The sequence below is a fragment of the Crossiella sp. NPDC003009 genome (genome assembly GCF_053591555.1).
The window spans coordinates 1-17,124 of the sequence record NZ_JBSFUA010000023.1 but is presented as its reverse complement, the minus strand read 5'-3'; the positions used below and the strand labels follow the sequence as shown (position 1 = coordinate 17,124).

16 protein-coding genes and 1 pseudogene are annotated in these 17,124 nt (G+C 72.9%); 3 read left to right on the top strand and 14 right to left on the bottom strand.

Annotated elements, in window-relative coordinates; genetic code table 11:
- Positions 1-14: 14 nt before the first annotated feature.
- The 6 genes from lanL to ACWDY5_RS23190 form a co-directional block, all read right to left on the bottom strand.
- A complete protein-coding gene (gene lanL, locus ACWDY5_RS23215) occupies positions 15-2,657 on the bottom strand; it encodes a class IV lanthionine synthetase LanL (RefSeq protein WP_449724267.1) in 2,643 nt (880 codons plus the stop codon).
- A gap of 7 nt (positions 2,658-2,664) precedes the next feature.
- Positions 2,665-4,389: an ATP-binding cassette domain-containing protein gene (locus tag ACWDY5_RS23210; protein WP_449724266.1), complete on the bottom strand. Its 1,725-nt coding sequence runs from the start codon at positions 4,387-4,389 to the stop codon at positions 2,665-2,667.
- Positions 4,386-6,059: an ABC transporter ATP-binding protein gene (locus ACWDY5_RS23205; RefSeq protein WP_449724265.1), complete on the bottom strand. Its 1,674-nt coding sequence runs from the start codon at positions 6,057-6,059 to the stop codon at positions 4,386-4,388. Before ACWDY5_RS23205 ends, ACWDY5_RS23210 begins: the two co-directional genes overlap by 4 nt.
- A gap of 80 nt (positions 6,060-6,139) precedes the next feature.
- Positions 6,140-6,223 carry an ALQxL family class IV lanthipeptide gene (locus tag ACWDY5_RS23200; protein ID WP_449724366.1) on the bottom strand — a complete coding sequence of 28 codons (84 nt, stop codon included), beginning with the start codon at positions 6,221-6,223 and terminating at the stop codon, positions 6,140-6,142.
- A gap of 39 nt (positions 6,224-6,262) precedes the next feature.
- Positions 6,263-6,355, bottom strand: coding sequence for an ALQxL family class IV lanthipeptide (locus ACWDY5_RS23195; RefSeq protein ID WP_449724264.1), 93 nt, complete (start codon positions 6,353-6,355; stop codon positions 6,263-6,265).
- 35 nt (positions 6,356-6,390) lie between these two features.
- Positions 6,391-7,449 (bottom strand): radical SAM protein, encoded by a 1,059-nt coding sequence (locus ACWDY5_RS23190; protein ID WP_449724263.1) that lies wholly within the window; start codon positions 7,447-7,449, stop codon positions 6,391-6,393.
- Positions 7,450-7,683: 234 nt separating this feature from the next.
- Here ACWDY5_RS23190 and ACWDY5_RS23185 point away from each other — a divergent pair, with 234 nt between their 5' ends.
- Positions 7,684-8,526: an AfsR/SARP family transcriptional regulator gene (locus ACWDY5_RS23185; RefSeq protein ID WP_449724262.1), complete on the top strand. Its 843-nt coding sequence runs from the start codon at positions 7,684-7,686 to the stop codon at positions 8,524-8,526.
- A gap of 8 nt (positions 8,527-8,534) precedes the next feature.
- Here the strand turns inward: ACWDY5_RS23185 and ACWDY5_RS23180 are convergent, their stop codons facing one another.
- A complete protein-coding gene (locus ACWDY5_RS23180; RefSeq protein ID WP_449724261.1) occupies positions 8,535-8,921 on the bottom strand; it encodes a nuclear transport factor 2 family protein in 387 nt (128 codons plus the stop codon).
- A gap of 95 nt (positions 8,922-9,016) precedes the next feature.
- Here ACWDY5_RS23180 and ACWDY5_RS23175 point away from each other — a divergent pair, with 95 nt between their 5' ends.
- Positions 9,017-9,904, top strand: a complete 888-nt coding sequence (locus ACWDY5_RS23175; protein WP_449724260.1) for an SDR family oxidoreductase — start codon at positions 9,017-9,019, stop codon at positions 9,902-9,904.
- A gap of 29 nt (positions 9,905-9,933) precedes the next feature.
- Here the strand turns inward: ACWDY5_RS23175 and ACWDY5_RS23170 are convergent, their stop codons facing one another.
- From ACWDY5_RS23170 to ACWDY5_RS23155, 4 genes are read right to left on the bottom strand one after another with little or no spacing between them, the layout of a single operon-like run.
- Entirely contained in the window at positions 9,934-10,419 is a 486-nt protein-coding gene (locus ACWDY5_RS23170; RefSeq protein ID WP_449724259.1) for an MSMEG_6728 family protein, read from the bottom strand.
- 54 nt (positions 10,420-10,473) lie between these two features.
- Complete coding sequence (locus tag ACWDY5_RS23165) at positions 10,474-10,728, bottom strand: hypothetical protein (RefSeq protein ID WP_449724258.1); 255 nt, start codon at positions 10,726-10,728, stop codon at positions 10,474-10,476.
- A 22-nt stretch (positions 10,729-10,750) separates the two neighbouring features.
- Complete coding sequence (locus tag ACWDY5_RS23160; RefSeq protein ID WP_449724257.1) at positions 10,751-11,959, bottom strand: cytochrome P450 family protein; 1,209 nt, start codon at positions 11,957-11,959, stop codon at positions 10,751-10,753.
- A gap of 12 nt (positions 11,960-11,971) precedes the next feature.
- On the bottom strand, positions 11,972-12,808 hold the full coding sequence (locus ACWDY5_RS23155) for a TauD/TfdA dioxygenase family protein (RefSeq protein WP_449724256.1): 837 nt from the start codon (positions 12,806-12,808) through the stop codon (positions 11,972-11,974).
- Between the two features lie 155 nt (positions 12,809-12,963).
- Between ACWDY5_RS23155 and ACWDY5_RS23150 the strand changes: the two genes are divergently transcribed.
- Positions 12,964-13,980, top strand: coding sequence for a methyltransferase (locus ACWDY5_RS23150; RefSeq protein WP_449724255.1), 1,017 nt, complete (start codon positions 12,964-12,966; stop codon positions 13,978-13,980).
- A gap of 2 nt (positions 13,981-13,982) precedes the next feature.
- Here the strand turns inward: ACWDY5_RS23150 and ACWDY5_RS23145 are convergent, their stop codons facing one another.
- From ACWDY5_RS23145 to ACWDY5_RS23135, 3 genes and pseudogenes are all read right to left on the bottom strand, one after another.
- A complete protein-coding gene (locus tag ACWDY5_RS23145; protein WP_449724254.1) occupies positions 13,983-15,251 on the bottom strand; it encodes an FAD-dependent oxidoreductase in 1,269 nt (422 codons plus the stop codon).
- A complete protein-coding gene (locus tag ACWDY5_RS23140) occupies positions 15,248-16,909 on the bottom strand; it encodes a prenyltransferase/squalene oxidase repeat-containing protein (RefSeq protein WP_449724253.1) in 1,662 nt (553 codons plus the stop codon). Before ACWDY5_RS23140 ends, ACWDY5_RS23145 begins: the two co-directional genes overlap by 4 nt.
- Positions 16,906-17,124, bottom strand: a pseudogene (locus ACWDY5_RS23135) (UbiA family prenyltransferase); the annotation flags it as partial. The gene ACWDY5_RS23140 and the pseudogene ACWDY5_RS23135, both read right to left, overlap by 4 nt.

Below are 17,124 nucleotides of genomic sequence, written 5' to 3'. Positions count from 1 at the left end.
CCGGCACGGTGTCGTTAGCCGGCTGGCGTCATCCGGGTGGGGAGCCAGAGGCGAGAGCCGCCGTGGCGCAGGCGCAGCAGGAAGGACAGGGCGCCGCTGAGACCGATGTTGAAGTCGGCGAGGACCTCGGTTCCGGACTCGTCGGGCAGGACCACCCGGCCATCTCGCAGGGTGTTCCGGGCGTGGATGGCGGCTGCCAGCTCGGCGGCCCAGTCCCGATAGCGCCGCTCGCCTGAGATCTCGGCCAGGTCGAGCAGGAACTCGGCGTCGCCTGCGAGGCCGTGGCACTGGGAAATCCCTGCCTGCCCACGGGAACGGCGGACCGCGACCGCTGCCTGGGCGGCGAGGTCGGCGTGTCGCTGCACGCCGGTGTGTTGCCACAGGCGAACCAGGAAGGTGCCGACACCGGAGGAGCCGCTGCACCAGTTCGTCCGCGGCGGGCCACCGTTCTCGCCGCTGGGCCAGTGGGCGGCGCCGCGGTCGAACCGGGCCGCCGCGGCCAGGGTGTCCGCGGCGGCGCCGGCCAGGTCCAGGTAGCTGGATTCGCCGGTGGCGGCGGCTGCGGCGAGCAGGAAGGCGCCGGCCCCGGCGACACCGTGGGCGAAGCCGTAGTGGACGATCCCGGCGAGGCGGGAGGCGAAGGCCGCCGGGATCGGCCAGCGGACGTGGCCCTCGTGGTACTCGGCGGCGGCGACCACGTTCTCCGCCGCTTCCCGTGCCCTGGTGCGGAACTCCTCGTCGCCGGTGATCTCCCAGAAGCGGAGCTGGGTGAGGCCGGCGCCGGCCATGCCGTGGCAGACATCGGGGTTCGGCCAGCGCAACGGCACCCGCCGGGCCAGGTCGCAGGCCAGCTGACGCAGCTGCTTGTCGCCGAGGAGCTCAGCGGCCTCCAGCAGAGCCCAGGCGGTGCCCGAGCGGCCGAAGTAGAGGCCGGGGAGGACGCGGGGTTCCCGGTCGATCCGGTGCGCGACCCAGGTGGCCGTGGTGGTGACGGCGGGGATCAGCTCGGGTGTGGTGGCGGCGGCGCGGGTCAGCACGGCGAGCACACCTGCGGCGCCGTGCTGGACGTTGAGCGGATCGGTGGTGGCCCCGAAGGGGTTGGACGGCCACAGCCGGGTGGGCGCACTGGCGTCCATTGTGGACAGCAGGTGGGCGAATCCGTCCGAGAGCAGGCGGTCCAGGTCGGTGTCGTCGATTCGGCTGGGCGCGGACGTGGGCGGCGTGGGTTCCACCGCCGGGGAAAGGAAGGCGCGGACTTCCGCCAAGCTTGGGCGGCGATCCGGCTCCGCGTGCAGCAGGGCGACGATGATCGGGGCCAGCAGGCGGGCGGCGGGGTGGTCGGGGCTGAGCACGCGCAGCCAGTTCTCGATGCGTTCGGCGGTGGGGCGTGCGTCGGCGGCCAGCAGCGGGTCCGCGCCGCTGACCAGGTGGAACAGGGAGGCGCCGAGGCTGAACAGGTCGGCGGCGGGCCCGGGGGCAGGCCCGAACGGCGGTGCGCCTGCCTGTTCCGGTGCGCCGTAAGCCGGTGTGTAGGAGCGGGCGACGACGGCGCCGGGCTCGGCGAGCAGTTCCAGGTCTACCAGGCGCAGACTGCCGCCGGGCAGGACCATGACGTTGTTCGGGGTGAAATCCCTGGCCACACAACCACCTTCGTGCACCAGGTCCAGCAGGTCCACCAGGCCACGCGCGAGCTCGCGGGCCTGGGCGACCGATGGCTGGTTGTCGCTGACCCACTGCCGCAAGGTGACCCCGGGAAACGCCTCCTGCACCAGGAACAGATCACCCTGCTGCTCGAAGACGCCGAGCGGCTTCGGCGTGTGCCCGGAGGCGGCGAACCGGCGCAGCATCGCTTCCTCGTGCCGCCGCCGGTCCCGGATGTCCTGGCCGCTCAGCCCGGCCCCGGCATGCGGGCGGGCCTGCTTGATGACCACCTCGGTTCCCGTTTCCTGCTCCACCCCGAGGTAGACGCCACCGGTGAACGCGTGCCGGATCACCTTCTTGACCAGGTACCGTCCGCCCAGCAGGGGTTTGGGTGCGCCGGGGCGCTCCGCCACCGGCTCACCGAAAACATCGCGGAACACATCGCGCGGCGCCCACGGCGGCAGGCTGAACCAGGGCTTGCGCTGATCGAGGACCAGGCTGCCGTCCGGTGCGATCAGCATCGCCTCGTCCGCGCCGTCGTTGCCGAGCACCCGCACCCCGGTGAACGCGCCGAACCGGTAGTGCACCAGGCTGCCCTGGCGGTACGGCCGGTCCGACAGGATGCCCGGCCCCGGCAGTCCGGCGGTGGCCTGGTGCAGTTCTTCGGCCAGGGCACGGAGTTCGCCCTCGGTGAGGTCCGGATAGGCGGTGAGGAACTTGCCACCACTGGCACGATCGCACCGCCGGGAGCCGAGTTCCTCCACTCCAGCCAGGCTCGCCGCGAACTTGAACGGGCACTCCCGGCGCAGCAGGACCTCCGCCGCGCGCGCGAGCACCAGCGGAGCGGACAGTGGGGTCGCCGAGAGATGCAGCTTCCAGCCCTGGATGCGCCTCCGCCCCGCCGGCGGCTCCACGTAGCACCAGAACCCCTCCGGCCGGAGTGTCCACTTCGGACTCCGGTGGCGGTCGAGCGCGGCGGCGGCGCAGTCCAGCAGGAGCCGGTCCTCGACGATCATGCTTCCTTCATCTCGTTGCGGGGTAGTCGGAATCCGCCCACTGGCCGACCAGGTCGGCGTAGCGGTCCGAGGTAGCCACCAGTTCCTCGTGGGTGCCGAGGCAGGCGGTCTTCCCGTCCAGCAGGAGCACCCGGTCGGCGCGGCGGGCGGAGCTGATCCGGTGGGCGATGACGATGACCGTGCCGGGCCGCGCGCCGAACGCGGCCTCGGCCCTGGCCTCGGCCTCCGGATCGAGCCCCGAGGTGGCCTCGTCCAGGATGACCACCCGCGCGGGCGAGAGGTGCGCCCTGGTCAGCGTGACCAGTTGCTTCTCACCGTGGGAAAGCTCGGCCCCACCGGCGCCCACCAGCGCGTCCAGCCCGCCAAGCCGGTCGGCAACCGGCTTGAGACCGACCGCGGCCAGGGATTCCTCGATCTCCGCTTCGGTCGCGTGCGGTGCGAGGTAGGTCAGGTTCTCCCGGAGCGTGCCGGCGAAGACATAGGCCTCCTGCGGAATCAGGCCGACCAGCCCGCGCAGTTCGGGCTCGCCGATCGCCCCGACCGCCGTCCCACCGATGGCGACCCGGCCGCGCAGCGGGGTCAGCAGTCCGGCGAGCAGGTTCGCCAGGGTGGACTTGCCGATCCCGCTCGCACCGACGATGGCCAGCCGCCCACCCTCGGGCACTGCGAAGCTGAGGCCGTCCACCACCGGAGCCGCCTGCGGCCCGTAGGCGAAGGTGATGCCGTCCACCACCAGGTCATGCCGGTCTGGAGCCGGGCTCGTGCCCCGCTTCTCGTTGTGCTGGGCGAACTCCTGGCCAAGCCGGGTGATGCTCACCGCCATCTGCAGGCCCCAGGTGGCCAGCACCTCCAGCAGCTTGCGCAACGCGGGTTCCAGGCTCACCGTCAGGTAGGTGACCGCGCCCACCAGCTCGCCGATGCTCAGGGAACCGTTGCCCAGCAAGGCCGGCGCGGCGGCCAGCAGCACGATCACCGGCAGCTGGCCACCGAGGAACACGATCAACGTCCGGGACGCGGTCGCCCTGGCCAGCGCCCGGGCGCGCCGCACCTGTTCCGCCACTGCCTGGTCCATGCCCGCGACGACCTCCTGCGCACCGCCGCAGGCGATCGCGTCGCGGAGCCCGCCGAAGGCGGTGCCCGCCCGCCGGGCCACCTCCTCCTCGGCGAGCAGTTCCGCCCGCTGCCGCGCGGCCAGCCCGGGCAGCAGCCGGGCGAACACGGCCAGCGCCAGCAGCACCAGCACGCCGCTGACCACCGCGACCAGCGGGGCCAGCAAGCTCAGTCCCACCAGCGCGGCCACCGAGGAGAACACGATCTGGCGGACCACCCGCAGCAGGGCGAAGAGCACGTCCCGGACGGTCTGCACCTGCTCGGTCAGCCGCGCGAGGCCCGCGGTGTCCGGCGGCGTGGCCGAGCGGGTCGCCTCGGCGACCACGCCCTGCACCACCGCGGTGAGGAAGGCATCGCGCACCGGTTCGACCACCGAGGCCAGCCACGGGAACAGGCGGCTGGTGGCCAGTGCGGCGACCCCCGCGGCGACCAGGAGCAGCGCCAGCACGCCCACCGCGGGCAGGAACTCACGCGCCATGAAGTGGTCGATCGCGGCGGCGACCAGCAACCCGGACACCCCGAACGGCACCGCTTCCACCAGCGACCACAACAGGATCCGCAGCAACGCGCCCCGCCGTTCACCCAGCACCCGCATCAGCAACGCGCGGCCCGGCTGGTTCATCCGGCACCCCCGGCCAGGAACACCGCGCGGTACCGCGGGTGCGCCGACCACAGCGCGTGGTGCGGCGCGAGGGCCTGGAGCCGCCCGCCGTCCAGCCAGGCCACCAGATCCGCCCTGGCCGCGGTGACCTTGCGGTGCGCGATCACCAGCCGAGTCCGCCCGGACAGGCCCTTGGTGAACGCCTCGGCCAGCTTGGCCTCGGTGATGGTGTCGAGACTGGAGGTCGCATCATCGAGCACCAGCAGCCGCCCGTCGTGCGCGACCGCGCGCGCCAGCCCCAGCCGCTGCGCCTGGCCACCGGAGAGCGGCGCACTGGAGAGCGGGGTGTCGAACCCGGCGGGCAGGCGCAGGATGAAGTCCTCGGCCTGCGCGATCCGTGCCGCGCGTTCGACATCGGCGTTGCCCTGGTGGCCGAAAGCGATCGCCTCGCGGATGGTGTCGCCGAGCAGGACCGGCCGATCGAAGGCGTAGCCCACGGCAGCGTGGACGGCCGCCGGATCGAGGGTGCGCACCGGCACGCCGTCGAGCAGCACCTCACCGGAGTCCGGGTCGAGCAACCCGCCCGCGAGCAGACCGAGGGTGGTCTTTCCGCTGCCCGAACGGCCCACCACGGCCACCACCGCACCTGCCGGGACCTCCAGATCCAGCTCCGCCAACACGATCCGCTCATCAAGGCGGACCGTGACACCGCGGAAGGACAGCGCACCCGGACCGGCCGGCAGAGTCCGCGCGCCTCTGTGGACAGTGGGCGGCTCGGCGAGCAGTTCGTCGACGCGCTCGGCGTTGGCCCGCGCGGCCGCCAGCGACATCAGCGGGTCCACCTGCTGGGCGAACCCCAGAGCGATGGTGAGGTAGAGCGTCACGGCCAGGAACTCCCCCGGCGAGATCCGGCCGGTCGCCACCCCGGACCCCGCCACCACCAGCACGGCGACCCGGAGCGCGGTCTGGGCGAAACCCACCTGCCAGGAGACCGCGCGGAGCACGTCCCAGGTGGACAGACCGGCCTGGGCGAGCTCGGGCATGGGCGCGAGAACCCGCCGCACCTCACGGTCTTCGGCTCCGCAGGCGCGGATGGTCCGGCTGCCCGCGAGCGCGTCGGTGAGCCGGGCCGCGATCCGGGACAGGTGACCGAGGTACTCGGCGAACCGGCTGGTGGAGGTGCGCATCGACCGTTGGAGCACCAGGCCCACCGGCAGCGCCCCGACCAGGAAGGTCAGGCCGATGCGCCAGTCGATCAGCCACAGCGCGATCAGCCCGATGCCCGCGGCCACCGTCTCCACCACGACATCGACCAGGTAGGGCAACGCGGTGGCGGCCGTGGCCGCGTTTCCGGTGAGGCGGGCGAGCAGATCGCCGACGGGGTGACGGCGCGCCCCCGGCACACCCAGCGCGAGCACCTGGCGCACCAACCGGAACCGCAGCACACCGAGCACGGTGGTGGCCGCGGCGGTCCCGGCGATCTCCCCGCCCCACTCGGCCAGCACCCGCGACAGCAACAACCCCGTGAAGGCGAGCAAGGCCGCGGTGGCGTTGTCACCGGCCAGAATCCGGTCCAGCACCATCGCCGAGGCGGCGGGCAGCAGCAGCCCGGAGGCGGCCGCGGACGCCGCCGCCGCGGCCTTGCCCGCGGACGCCGCGGGCGCGAACCGCAACAGCCCGAAGGTTGACACCATTGCTCCTCCCCAGGTTTCGCGGGACCGGGTGGCCCCGGTCCGCCACGCGAATGCGCGGCGGACCGGGGCCGGTCACATCAGATGGTGATCCGACACGGCCACAGGCCGAGCTCGGTCTCCGTCTCCTCCAGGACCTGCAGGGCGTTCACGTCGAACTCCATGACAATCACTCCTTTCCGTTGCGCGGTGGGCTGGTCAGCTCAGATGGTGATCCGGCAGGGCCACAGGCTCAGCTCGGTCTCGTTCTCCTCCAGGGCCTGGAGCGCATTCACGTCGAACTCCACAGAAATCACCCCCATTCCAGGTGTGTTCGGGGTCCTCGCCTTCCTCAGCGGGAAGGAGTCAGGGGCAGGAACACCGGGCGGGCGTCGATGCGCTCCCGGTCCTCGGCGGTGCCGAAGTGGTAGTCCAGTCGGCGGGCGGCCTCCGCCCATTCCCGCATCGTGCGCACCGGCGAGAGGGTGTCCACGACGAACGGGTCGCTCCACCGCGCCACCGACCGCGCCCAGAGTTCCTCGGGCGGATCCTCCAGCAGGCTGCCCACGGTGCCCTCGTAGATGGCCATGGCCCGCACCCGGCCGTCGGGTTCCACCTCCATCGACGGGATCAGGCCCTTGGCCAGCAGATCAGGGCGGTACTGCACGCCCCGGTAGTCCCGGACGGAGACCTCAACCCCTGGCGGGGCAAGGGATTGCAGCCGTCGGCCGTACTCGGGGTCGACCAGGGCGTCGGCCTGCTCGTCGGTGAGCAGCTCGTGCTCGACGAACCCGGGCCGGCTGGCCAGTCCGATCGGCATCGCCGCGCCGAAGGAGAGCCGGGTCAGCCGGGGAAAGCGCGGCACCACGTCGGTGCAGAACAGTTCCAGCTGATCGAAGCTGCTGCGCACCACAGTCGCGTCCAACCCGAACTCCACCGGAGTCGCGCCGCGCGCCTGCCGCCGGGCCGCGAAATCATCCAGCTGCCGCAAGGCGGCCATGGTCCGGTCGAAGGAACCCGCTCGGGCGCGAACCAGGTCGTGCACCTCGGCGGTCGCGCCATCCACGCTGACGTAGACGGCCGCGCACTTCGCCACCACGCTGTCGATCAGTTCCGGGCGCAGCGACCAGCCGCTGGTGTACAGCACGACATCCACACCGGCATCGGTGATCCGGTCCACGATCTCCGGCAGTCGCCGCACCGCGAGCGGTTCGCCACCGGCGAGCAGGATGGTGGCCGGTCGCAACGTGGTCAGCGCGTCGGCGACCCGCAGCATCTCCTCGTGCGAGAGCTGTTTCGACTGGCGCCTGCCGGATTCGGTGTAGCAGTGCGAACAACGCAGCGGACAGCTGTAGGTGACGTCCCACACGATGTCGGACGGACAGGCCGGAACCGCTTGTGCGCCAGTCATGATCTCGCTCCCCCCGGGGTGCCGCTCGGGCCGCTGGATGACACCGTGGACCCTCCACCACCGGGTTCAGCGTTCGGTCATCGTCGGCTCAGCACCGGCTCAAATCCCAGGGAAGCCCGACGAGTCGATCACGAAAGTGAAACCCGGACTGCACGAAGGTCCGGCTGCACAGCCCTTTCGGCCCGGTGGCACCCGGCCACATGCTCCTGGCCAAGGATCTCCCGGGGAGTGAGGGTGCGCGTGAGGCTGCGGCTGTTAGGTGCGGTGGAAATGCGGGCCGGTGACACCGTCGTCCCGCTCGGCGCCCGCCAGCACCGGCTGGTGCTGGCGATCCTGGCCTTGCCGGCCAACCAACTGGTGCCGCTGGATCGGCTGGTCGACCTCGTCTGGCCGGTCGCCGCCCCGCGCACCGCAGCGCACGCGATCCAGGTCAGCGTGTCCCGGCTGCGGCGTGCACTGCACGCGGCCGGGGTCGAAGCCACCATCCGCACCCAGGGCTCCGGCTACGTCCTGCTCACCGATCCAGGTCAGATCGACGTGCACCGGTTCCAGTCGCTGGTCGAACGGGCCCGCGCCGCCGGCCAGGAAGAAGCCGCGGTGTCGCTGCTGGATGAGGCCCTGGCACTCTGGCAGGGGCCGCCGCTGGCCGGCACGGCCACCGAGGAGACCAGGCGCCGGCTCTTCGACGGGCTCGCCGAGACCCGGCTGGTCGCGATGGAGGACCGATTCGAGGCGCTGCTGCGGCTGGACCGGCATAAGGACGTCGTCGGCCCGCTGACCACCCTGGCCGAGACCTACCCCGCCAGGGAACGCCTGATCGGCCAGCTGATGCTTGCGCTGCACCGCGGCGGCCAGGCCAGCCAGGCGCTGGTGGTGGCCCGCCGGACCCGTGACCGCCTCGCCGAGGACCTCGGCATCGACCCCGGCGAGCAGCTGCAACGGCTGGAACTGGCCATCCTGCGCAACGATCCGGACCTCACCACCGGAGGACGCGGGGTGGTCGCGGCGGCCTGCCCGGCCTGCGCGTGCCGCTGTCAGTCCCCTGCCGCCCAGCTGCTCGGCCCGTTCCGCCGGTAGTCGGCGTCTCAGCCGCCCATGGCCTCCTGCTTGACGCGGTCGAACTGCGCCCCCATGGCCTCGGCCAGCACCTGGGCGGCTGAGAGCGGGCGCACCATCACGGTCAGCTGGTCGACCAGTCCGTTCTCGTCCAAGTGCAGGAAGTCGCAGCCCTCCACCAGGGTCTCGCCGATGCGGGCCTCGAAGACCAGGGCGTGGTCGCGGTCGCCGCCGATCTCGCGGACGTAGCGGAAGTCCTCGAACACCCGCAGCACGCCACGCAGGATCGCCGCTGTGATCGACTTGCCCTGGTAGGGGCGGAAAGCCACCGGACTGGTGAACACCACATCGTCGGCCAGGGCGGCCGCGAGGGCCTCGGGATCACGGGCTTCGACTGCTGCGCGGAAACTCGTCATGACGGAATCCTAGTCAGGTTGGTCTCGGAAATACCCGGCGCAACGATGTTCCATCTAGGACAGAGGTTGTCCGCCTTCCGTCCTACGGTTGCCCCATGAGCGGAAGGCCGAAGAAGATCCTGGTCACCGGTGCGACCGGCCTGGTGGGCAGGCACGTCGTCGACCAGCTCCGCCAGGCGGGGGTGTCCGTCCGTGCGTTGACCCGCGACCCGGCGGCGGCCAGCCTGCCAGCGGGAATCGAGGTGGTGCGGGGCGATCTGACCGAGCCCGCCACACTCGCGCCCGCCTTCGACGGGGTGGGCCGGCTGTACCTGTTCGCCGTGCCGGAGACCGCTCGTGAGGTCGTCGCGCTGGCCAAGCAGGCGGGTGTGCGCAGGGTGGTCGTCCTCTCCGCCGCGGCCGTCACCGTCGGCCTGGACACCTACCACCATCCACGGGTGGAGGAGGCGGCGCAGGAGTCCGGTCTGGAGTGGACGATGGTGCGGCCGGGCGAGTTCATGACGAACATGCTGCCGGTCTGGGCCCCTTCCATCCGGGCCGGACGGGTGGTCCGCTACCCCTTCGCCGACCAGGTCGGGGTACCGGTGCACGAGGCGGACGTGGCGGCCGTCGCCGTCGCGGCACTCCTGGAGGACCGCCACGCCGGCGCCGTCTACACCCTCACTGGGCCCGCCCAGATCACCTACCGCCAACAGGTCGAGGCCATCGGCGCGGCACTGGGCGAGCAGGTCCGCTACGAGGAGGTCACCCGCGAGCACGCCCGTGAGCTGCTCAAGGCACAGGGCGGGGCCGCCGCCGCGAGCGCCGACCTGCTGCTCGGGTTCGCCGACTACGACGGCGCCGACGGCTCGGGGCAGGACGGAACCTCCGAACAGGACTACTCCGCACTGCTGCGCCCGTGGCCCGGCGTGCGGGAGGCCACCGGCCGCCCGGCCCGGAGCTTCGCGGAGTGGGCCCGCGACCACATCGCGGACTTCCGCTGACACCACGACCCAGAGCACCGCCCTCGCGGTCAGCGGGCAATCGGTTCCTTGCGTGGACGGTCCGAGGACGGCCAGACGTAGGGCAGATCGTCGGGCACATCCGGGAAGTACGGGCGATAGTGCTCGGGAGCCTTGCGCACGAGCGCGGACTGGTGGCTGCGGTGCAGGTCGCGCTCCCCGAGCCACGGTGGGAGCTCACCCGCCTCCGCCAGTTCTGCCTGGGTGCGCACGAGTTCGAGCCCCGTCGCCCGGTGGAGGTCCTGCCGGAGGGTGGACTGGCAGGTGTCCTGCCGGCCCGCCGCACACCAGACCGCGCAGATCTCCAGCCCGTAGCGGACCAGCGCCTCCTCGTAGCCCGCCCACATGGCCGCGGCCGGGTGGTGGCGCCACCCGTACCCGGCCACCGTGAGCGCACGGAGCAGCTGTATCGCCTCCACCCGCTGCTTGCCGAGCCGCAGCGGATCCAGCACCGCGGCTGTCTGGTGAAAATCGGGACAGGGAAGGAAGGTCTGCACGGTCCTCCTCTCGCATCGAGCTCTACGGGCAGCACGCACACCTGTGCACAGGGGTTACCCGCTCTGCCCCGGTTCACCGCCCGCGGTCAGGTCGCCGGGCAGGACCGTGGCGATGAGGCCCGCGACGAACTGCGGCACGTCCTCGGGAGCGAGCACCAGTCGTGGTTCGTCGCGGTCCGGGCCCTGGAAGATCTCGACCGACCGCACGCCCGGGTCATCCGCTGAACCCGCGACGCCGATGATCGTCCAGCGCTCGTGCTGGGGACGCGTGCTGGCGAAGTGGCTGAACGCTTCTTCTGGGCTTGTCACGGCTGCTCCTCACCGGTTCCGTTCACTCCATTGTGGACGATGGGCCGAGCAGCACCGGGAACGTCCGGGGCGCCTGCACGTGCACACTGCGCCGGAAGGTGAGCTCCTCCTCCCCGGTGGCCGCCTGGATGTGTGGGAACCGGGCGAACAGGGCGGGCAGCGCGACCTCGGCCTCCAGGCGCACCAGGGCCGCGCCCAGGCAGCGGTGGAGGCCGTGGCCGAAGGCGATGTGGCCGGTCGGGTCGCGGTCCGGGTCGAGCCGGGCGGGGTCCGGGAAGCGGGCCGGGTCGCGGTTGGCCGCGCCGGTGGACAGGGTCACCGAGGCCCCGCGCGGGATGGCGGTGCCCGCGATCTCCAGGTCCTCGGTGGCGAAGCGGACGGAGGCGTTGAGCGCCGGTGAGACCCAGCGCAGCAGTTCCTCGATCAGGGTGGCGGCGGAGTCCGGAGTGGACAGACGCTGCCGGGCCGCCGGGTCGGCGAGCAGGGCGCGCACGCTGTTGGTGATGAACACCGCGGTGGTCTCGTGACCGGCCATCAGCAGCAGCATCGCCATCGCGACGATCTCGAGGTCGGAGAGGCGGTTGCCGTCCTCGGCGGCGGCGATGAGGCCGGAGAGCAGGGCCTCGTCGGGGTCTCGGCGGCGGATCGCGACGAGCTCGGCCAGGTAGTCCGCCATCTTGGTGGAGGCCCGCACGAGCTCCTGCTCCGGGCACTCGTCGATCAGCACCGTCGACCAGTGCGCGAAGGTCTCGCGGTCCAGCTCCGGCACGCCGATCAGCTCGCAGATGACCTCCATCGGCAGCGGGATCGCGTAGCGCGCCACCAGATCGACCGGTTCGTCCGAGGGCAGGCCGGAGAGCAGGTCCCTGGCGAAGGTCTGCACCCTCGGGCGCAGGCCGGCCACGCGGCGGGCGGTGAAGGCCTGGGCGACCAGCCTGCGCAGCCGGGTGTGCTCGGGCGGGTCGAGGGAGGTGAGCATGTGCGACATGGGCGGAGGCAGGGCGGGCGGGGCCGCGGCGCGCTCCTCGGCGGGCAGGCTGGCCCGCCGGTCCTTGGCCAGGCGCGGATCGGTCAGCCCCGCCCGGACGTCGGCGTAGCGGGTGACCAGCCAGGTCGGCCCGGTCTCGAAGGTCACCTCGCGGACCGGGGTGTGCTCGCGGGCGTGGGCCAGGGCGGGGTGCGGGTCGCGCCAGTAGGACTCCAGGAAGTCCTCGCCGGTGATGCTGCTCATCGGGTTCTCCGTTCAGTCCTTGACCGCGGTGGCGCTCATCCCGGCGACCTGGTGGTCCGGCCAGCGCGCCCCGTCGCCCTTCGGCTCGTCGCCGAGCACCGTGACCCGGTGGCCCACCCGGCGTTCGGTGTAGTCGTTGACGGCGTAGTGCTGGGTGGCGCGGTTGTCCCACATCGCCACCGCGCCCTCGGTCCACCGGTAGCGGCACACCCGCTGCGGGCTCTCCGACACGGTGAACAGGTGGGTCAGCAGGGCCGTGCTCTCCTCGGCGGTCAGCTGCGGGATGCGCTTGGTGAACATGCGGTTGACGTACAGGGAGCGCCTGCCGGTCTCCGGGTGCGTGCGGACCACCGGGTGCTCGGCCTCGCTGCGGTAGGAGCCGCCGGGCAGCTCGAAGACGTGGCGGGCGGTGAGGCCGTCGACCAGCTCCCGGATAGGCGCGGACAGCGCCTCGTAGGCCAGGTACTGGTTGCTCCACATGGTGTCCCCGCCGACCTCGGGGGATGTCACGATCTGCAGCACCGAGGCGATGGGCGGGTTCGGCGCGAAGGTGACGTCGGTGTGCCAGACATCGGCCTTGGCGCCCTGGTCGGAGTCGAGCACGACGATCTCCTCGTGCCCGGGCAGCTTCGGCAGGAACTTGTGCACCTCCAGCGGGCCGAACCGGCTGCCGAAGGCCTTGTGCGCCTCCGGGGTGAGCCCGGCCGCCTCGGGGAAGAACAGCACCAGGTGGTCGAGCAACAGCTGGTGGATCTGTGCGAAAAGGGCGTCATCGACTTCGGCGAGGGTGACGCCTCGGACTTCGGCGCCCAGCGCCCCGGTCAACGGCCGCACAGCGAATGAACCCATACCGCGAACTCCTTTCAACGCATTCTTGAGAACCATTCCGCGATTCCCGGAACGGATTCGACAAATAACGCCGGGGCCTTGCCCGGTTCAGTTCGGAAATGCCATTCTCACGACAGCAGTGAATTCACCTCCGGGCCGTTCCCGAAAGGACCGCCGTGACCAGTGAGACCACGGACCACCAGGCAGCCACCGCCGCGCTGGCCGGGCTTGTCGACCTCGCCACGCCGTTCGCGGTGCGCACCGCCGTCGCGCTGCGCCTGCCCGAGCTCATCCGCGACGGGCACACCACCACGGCCACGCTGGCGCGGGCCTGCGGCGCCGATCCGGACGCGCTGGGCCGCCTGCTGCGCCACCTGGTCGCGGTCGGGCTGTTCGCCGAGACTGCTCCCGGCGAGCACGCGCTGACCGCGATGTCGCGGGCGCTGCTGGACGAGCGCAACGCGCTGCTGCGGTCGTGGCTGGACGCGGACGGGCCCGGCCTGAAGATGGACCTGGCCTACGCGGGCATGACGCATTCCGTGCGCACCGGCGAGTCCGGTTACGGCGTGGCGCACGGCACCGGTTTCTGGCCGGACTACCGGGCGGATGAGCGGCTGCGCCTGTTCTTCGGCGAGACGATGGCCGGTTTCGCCTGGCAGACCGGCCCGGAGGTGGCCGCCCGCGCGGACTGGGCCGGGGTGTCGAGTGTGCTGGACGTGGGCGGTGGCACCGGGGCGCTGCTGGCGGCCGTGCTGGACGCGCACCCGCACCTGACCGGCGCGGTGCTGGACCTGCCCGAGGTCCGGCCCGAGGCCGAGCAGTTCCTGGCCCGGCTCGGCGGCCGGGCGAAGTTCGCCGGTGGCAGCTTCCTGGACCCGCTGCCCACCGGCTACCAGGTGCTGATCGTCTCGCGGGTGCTCACCGACTGGCCCGACGCGGACGCCGTGCGGATCCTGCGCCGCTGCGCCGAGGCCCTGCCCGAGGGCGGGCGGGTCCTGGTGGTGGAGGTGCTCGCCGGGGCCGAGCACGCCAAGAACAACTCCTCCTTTGACCTGCAGTCGCTGACCCTGCTCGGCGGGCGCGAACGCAGTCCGGCGGACTTCGACGAGCTGGCCGCGGCCGCAGGCTTGGTGCGGACCGAGCGCACCGACGGCGACAACGGCCTGGTGGTGCTGGGGTACGGCAAGGCCTGAGGTCACCGCGCCGCCTCCCCGGCCGGTGCCGGGGCGGCGGTGCGCACCCAGTCCGGCAGCCTGCGCGCCCGCGGATCGGGCAGCAACTGGGCCTGGTGCAGCCGGTCCAGCAGGGTCAGCTTGCGCACGCCCAGGCCGGACATGGTGTGCAGGACCTCGTGCCGGATGCGGTCGTTGCCGCCGGTGCCCGCCAGCGCCCTGGCGCCGAGCCAGGACCGGGTGGTGATCATCCGCGCGGCGTTGTGGCTGGTCCGGCCGATGTGGGCGAGGTTGGCCCGCCGCGCGCTGTCATACCGGCGCAGCGCGTGGTCGACGACCTCGGGGGCCAGCGAGCCGCCCTGGCGCAGCATCGCGGCCAGTTCGTGCGCGTCGGCGATCGCGCTGTTCATGCCCTGCGCCGCCATCGGGTGCACCAGGTGGCCGGTGTCGCCGGCCAGCGCCAAACCGGGCACGACCAGCGAGGCGGCCAGCGCGCGGCCCACCGGTAGCAGCTGCCGCTGGGCCAGCCCCGCGTGCAGGGCCCCGGCCAGCGGGGCCAGACCGGGGCAGCCGGCCAGCACCCCATCGGCCCACCGGCGCAGCCCGTCCTGGCCGAGTCCGCGCAGCTCGTCCGGTCCGACCTGGACGTAGAGCCGGACGCGTCTGCCGGGCAGCGGGTAGTGCAGGCGCAGCCCGCCGTCGGTGACGTAGGCGGAGAAGTCGGGCGTCACGTCCGCCTCGCGCAGCTCGAAGGCGGCCAGCCGGTGCGGGTAGTCCTGGCGCGGCGCGCTCAGCCCGGCCGCCTCCCGCAGTCGCGAGGACACGCCGTCGGCGGCCACCACCAGCGCCGCCGGGACGTCGCCGTCGTCGCAGCGCACGCCGGTGATCCGGTCCCCGGTGCGCAGCGGCTCGCGGACCACCACGCCGCGCCGCACCTCGACGCTGGGCGGCAGCGCGTCGGTGAGCGCCTGGAGGATCACCGGGTAGTCGTGCGCGAGCAGCCACGGCTGTTCGGCAGGCAGCCGGTCGTAGTCCAGGACCATCCGCGGCTCACCGTCGGCGGCGCGGGCGATGAGCCTGGACAGCCGCAGCGCACCCGCCTGGTCCAGCAGCTCGGTCACACCCCACCGCCGCAGGATCGCCAGCGAACCCGGTTGCAGCACCTCGCCTTTGGCCACCCGGGCGGGGGTCTGCCGTTTCTCCAGCACCAGGACCCGGTGCCCGAGGTGGCCCAGCGCGCAGGCCGCGGCCAGCCCGGCCACCCCGGCGCCGACCACCACGACGCGGCTCACCGGGTGGCCGCCTGGAACCGGCCCAGTGCGCGCAGCGCCATGCCGTGGGTGAAGCCGGGGTTGGCGTAGCGGCTGACCCGGCGGACGTACTCGTGCACCGGGTGCGGCGTCCACCCGCCGCCGGGCAGGCGGGCGGCCAGCAGCCAGCGCACGCCGTCCGCGGCGGCCTGGTGCTCCCCCGCCGCCAGCAGCGAGGACACCGCCCAGCCGGTCTCCTCGACGGTGCCGGGCGCGCCGTGCCCGTCCCCCCAGGACCCGTCGGCGTTGCGGGCGCCGAGCAGCCAGTCACGCGCCCGGACGGCGGGAGCGGACCCGGTCTGTCCACATCGGACGAATGTCTCCAGCACCGCGGCGGTGCCCATCGTGTGCTCCCGGTACCAGACCGACTCGTAGCTGCCGTCGGGCAGCTGCGCCCGGTCCAGCCAGCGCAGGGCCCGCCGGATCCGCTTGTCCCCGGCGGGCACGCCCCCGTCCAGCAGCGCGTCCACGGCCTGCGCGGTGGTCATCGGGCACGGGCCGCTGTTGGCGACCTTGGTGTTGCGCACGCACAGGCCCCAGGAGCCGCGGCTGTCCTGGCGGTCACTGAGCCAGGCGACGCCCTGGGCGATGGCTTCGGCCTGCCCGGTGCCGGGCGAGCGGGCCAGCACGGAGACGATCTCGCCGGTCTCCAGCACCGCGGGCCAGCCGTTGGGCCCCGACCAGCCCCAGAAACCCGGCGGGCAGCCGAAGGCCAGGAACGGCCGGTGCTGTTGCAGGCGCACGAGCAGCTCCCGCGCGGCGGCCAGTCCCGGGTGGTCGCGGTAGCCGGCCTCCAGCAGGCCGCGCGCGGCGTACATGGTCCAGGCCGCGTCCAGCGGGGTGGAGGCCCAGGAGCCGTCGGGGTGCATGGTGCGCCGGAACCAGCCCACCGCCGCCTCGACCATGTCCGGGGCCAGGCCCGCCCGCGCCAGTCCGGCGCAGACCAGGCCGGTCACCCACGCGTCCTCCGACCAGGAACCCGCCGAGCCCTCGTGCTCGAAGGCCTGCCGGATGCACAGCAGCGCCTTGGGTTCCGCCCAGCCGGCCAGCCGTCGTTGCAGCCGGGTCAGCGGGCGGTGCCGGGTCTGGGCGAGACCGAGCGCGGAGGCCATCGGCAGCCGCAGGTCGAACAGGCGGCGGTACAGCCCTGGCAACAGCGCGAGCTCCAGCGGGAAACGGCGCATCTGGCTGGGGGCCAGCCAGCCGGCGAAGCCGTAGAACTGGCGGCACCACAGCACCACCTCCGGGTGCGGGATCGCTGCCAGGCCGCCGTAGCCGTCCAGCCAGCGCCGTCCCGCCGCGACCTGCTCGGCGTTGCCCGCCGGGTCGACCAGGTGCAGGGCCGCCGCCGACACCGCCGTGGGGCCCGGTTCGCTCGGCAGGCCCGGCACCATCGCCCAGCCGCCGTCCTCGTTCTGGGTGCGGCGCAGGCGGTCCGCGCCGGCCGCGATCAGGTCGGCCGCGCCACCGGGGTCGGCGAAGTGCAGCGCGGTGATCGCGCCCGCGGTGGCCAGGGTGGACCGCAGGCTGCTGGCCCCGTAGTCGAACACGCCGTCCGGCCGCTGCGCCGCCAGCAGTGCCTCGGCGCCCTCTTCGATGGCGGTGGCGAGCTCCTCCGTGCCGGTGTGAGCCGAGGTCATGTCCGGTCCCCTCCCCCGGCCTGCGCCGGGAACTCGTGGCGAGCCCGCATCCGGGCCTGGACGACGATCGAGAACGCCAGCGCGGGCAGCAGCACCAGCAGGGCGGTGCCGGGACCCGTGGCCCCGGCCACCACGGCGGCCGCGAGCACAAGCCGCTCGGCGACCAGCAGTTCGTGCGCGCGCAGCGCCCGGCGCGCGGTCAGGCCGGCCGGGCG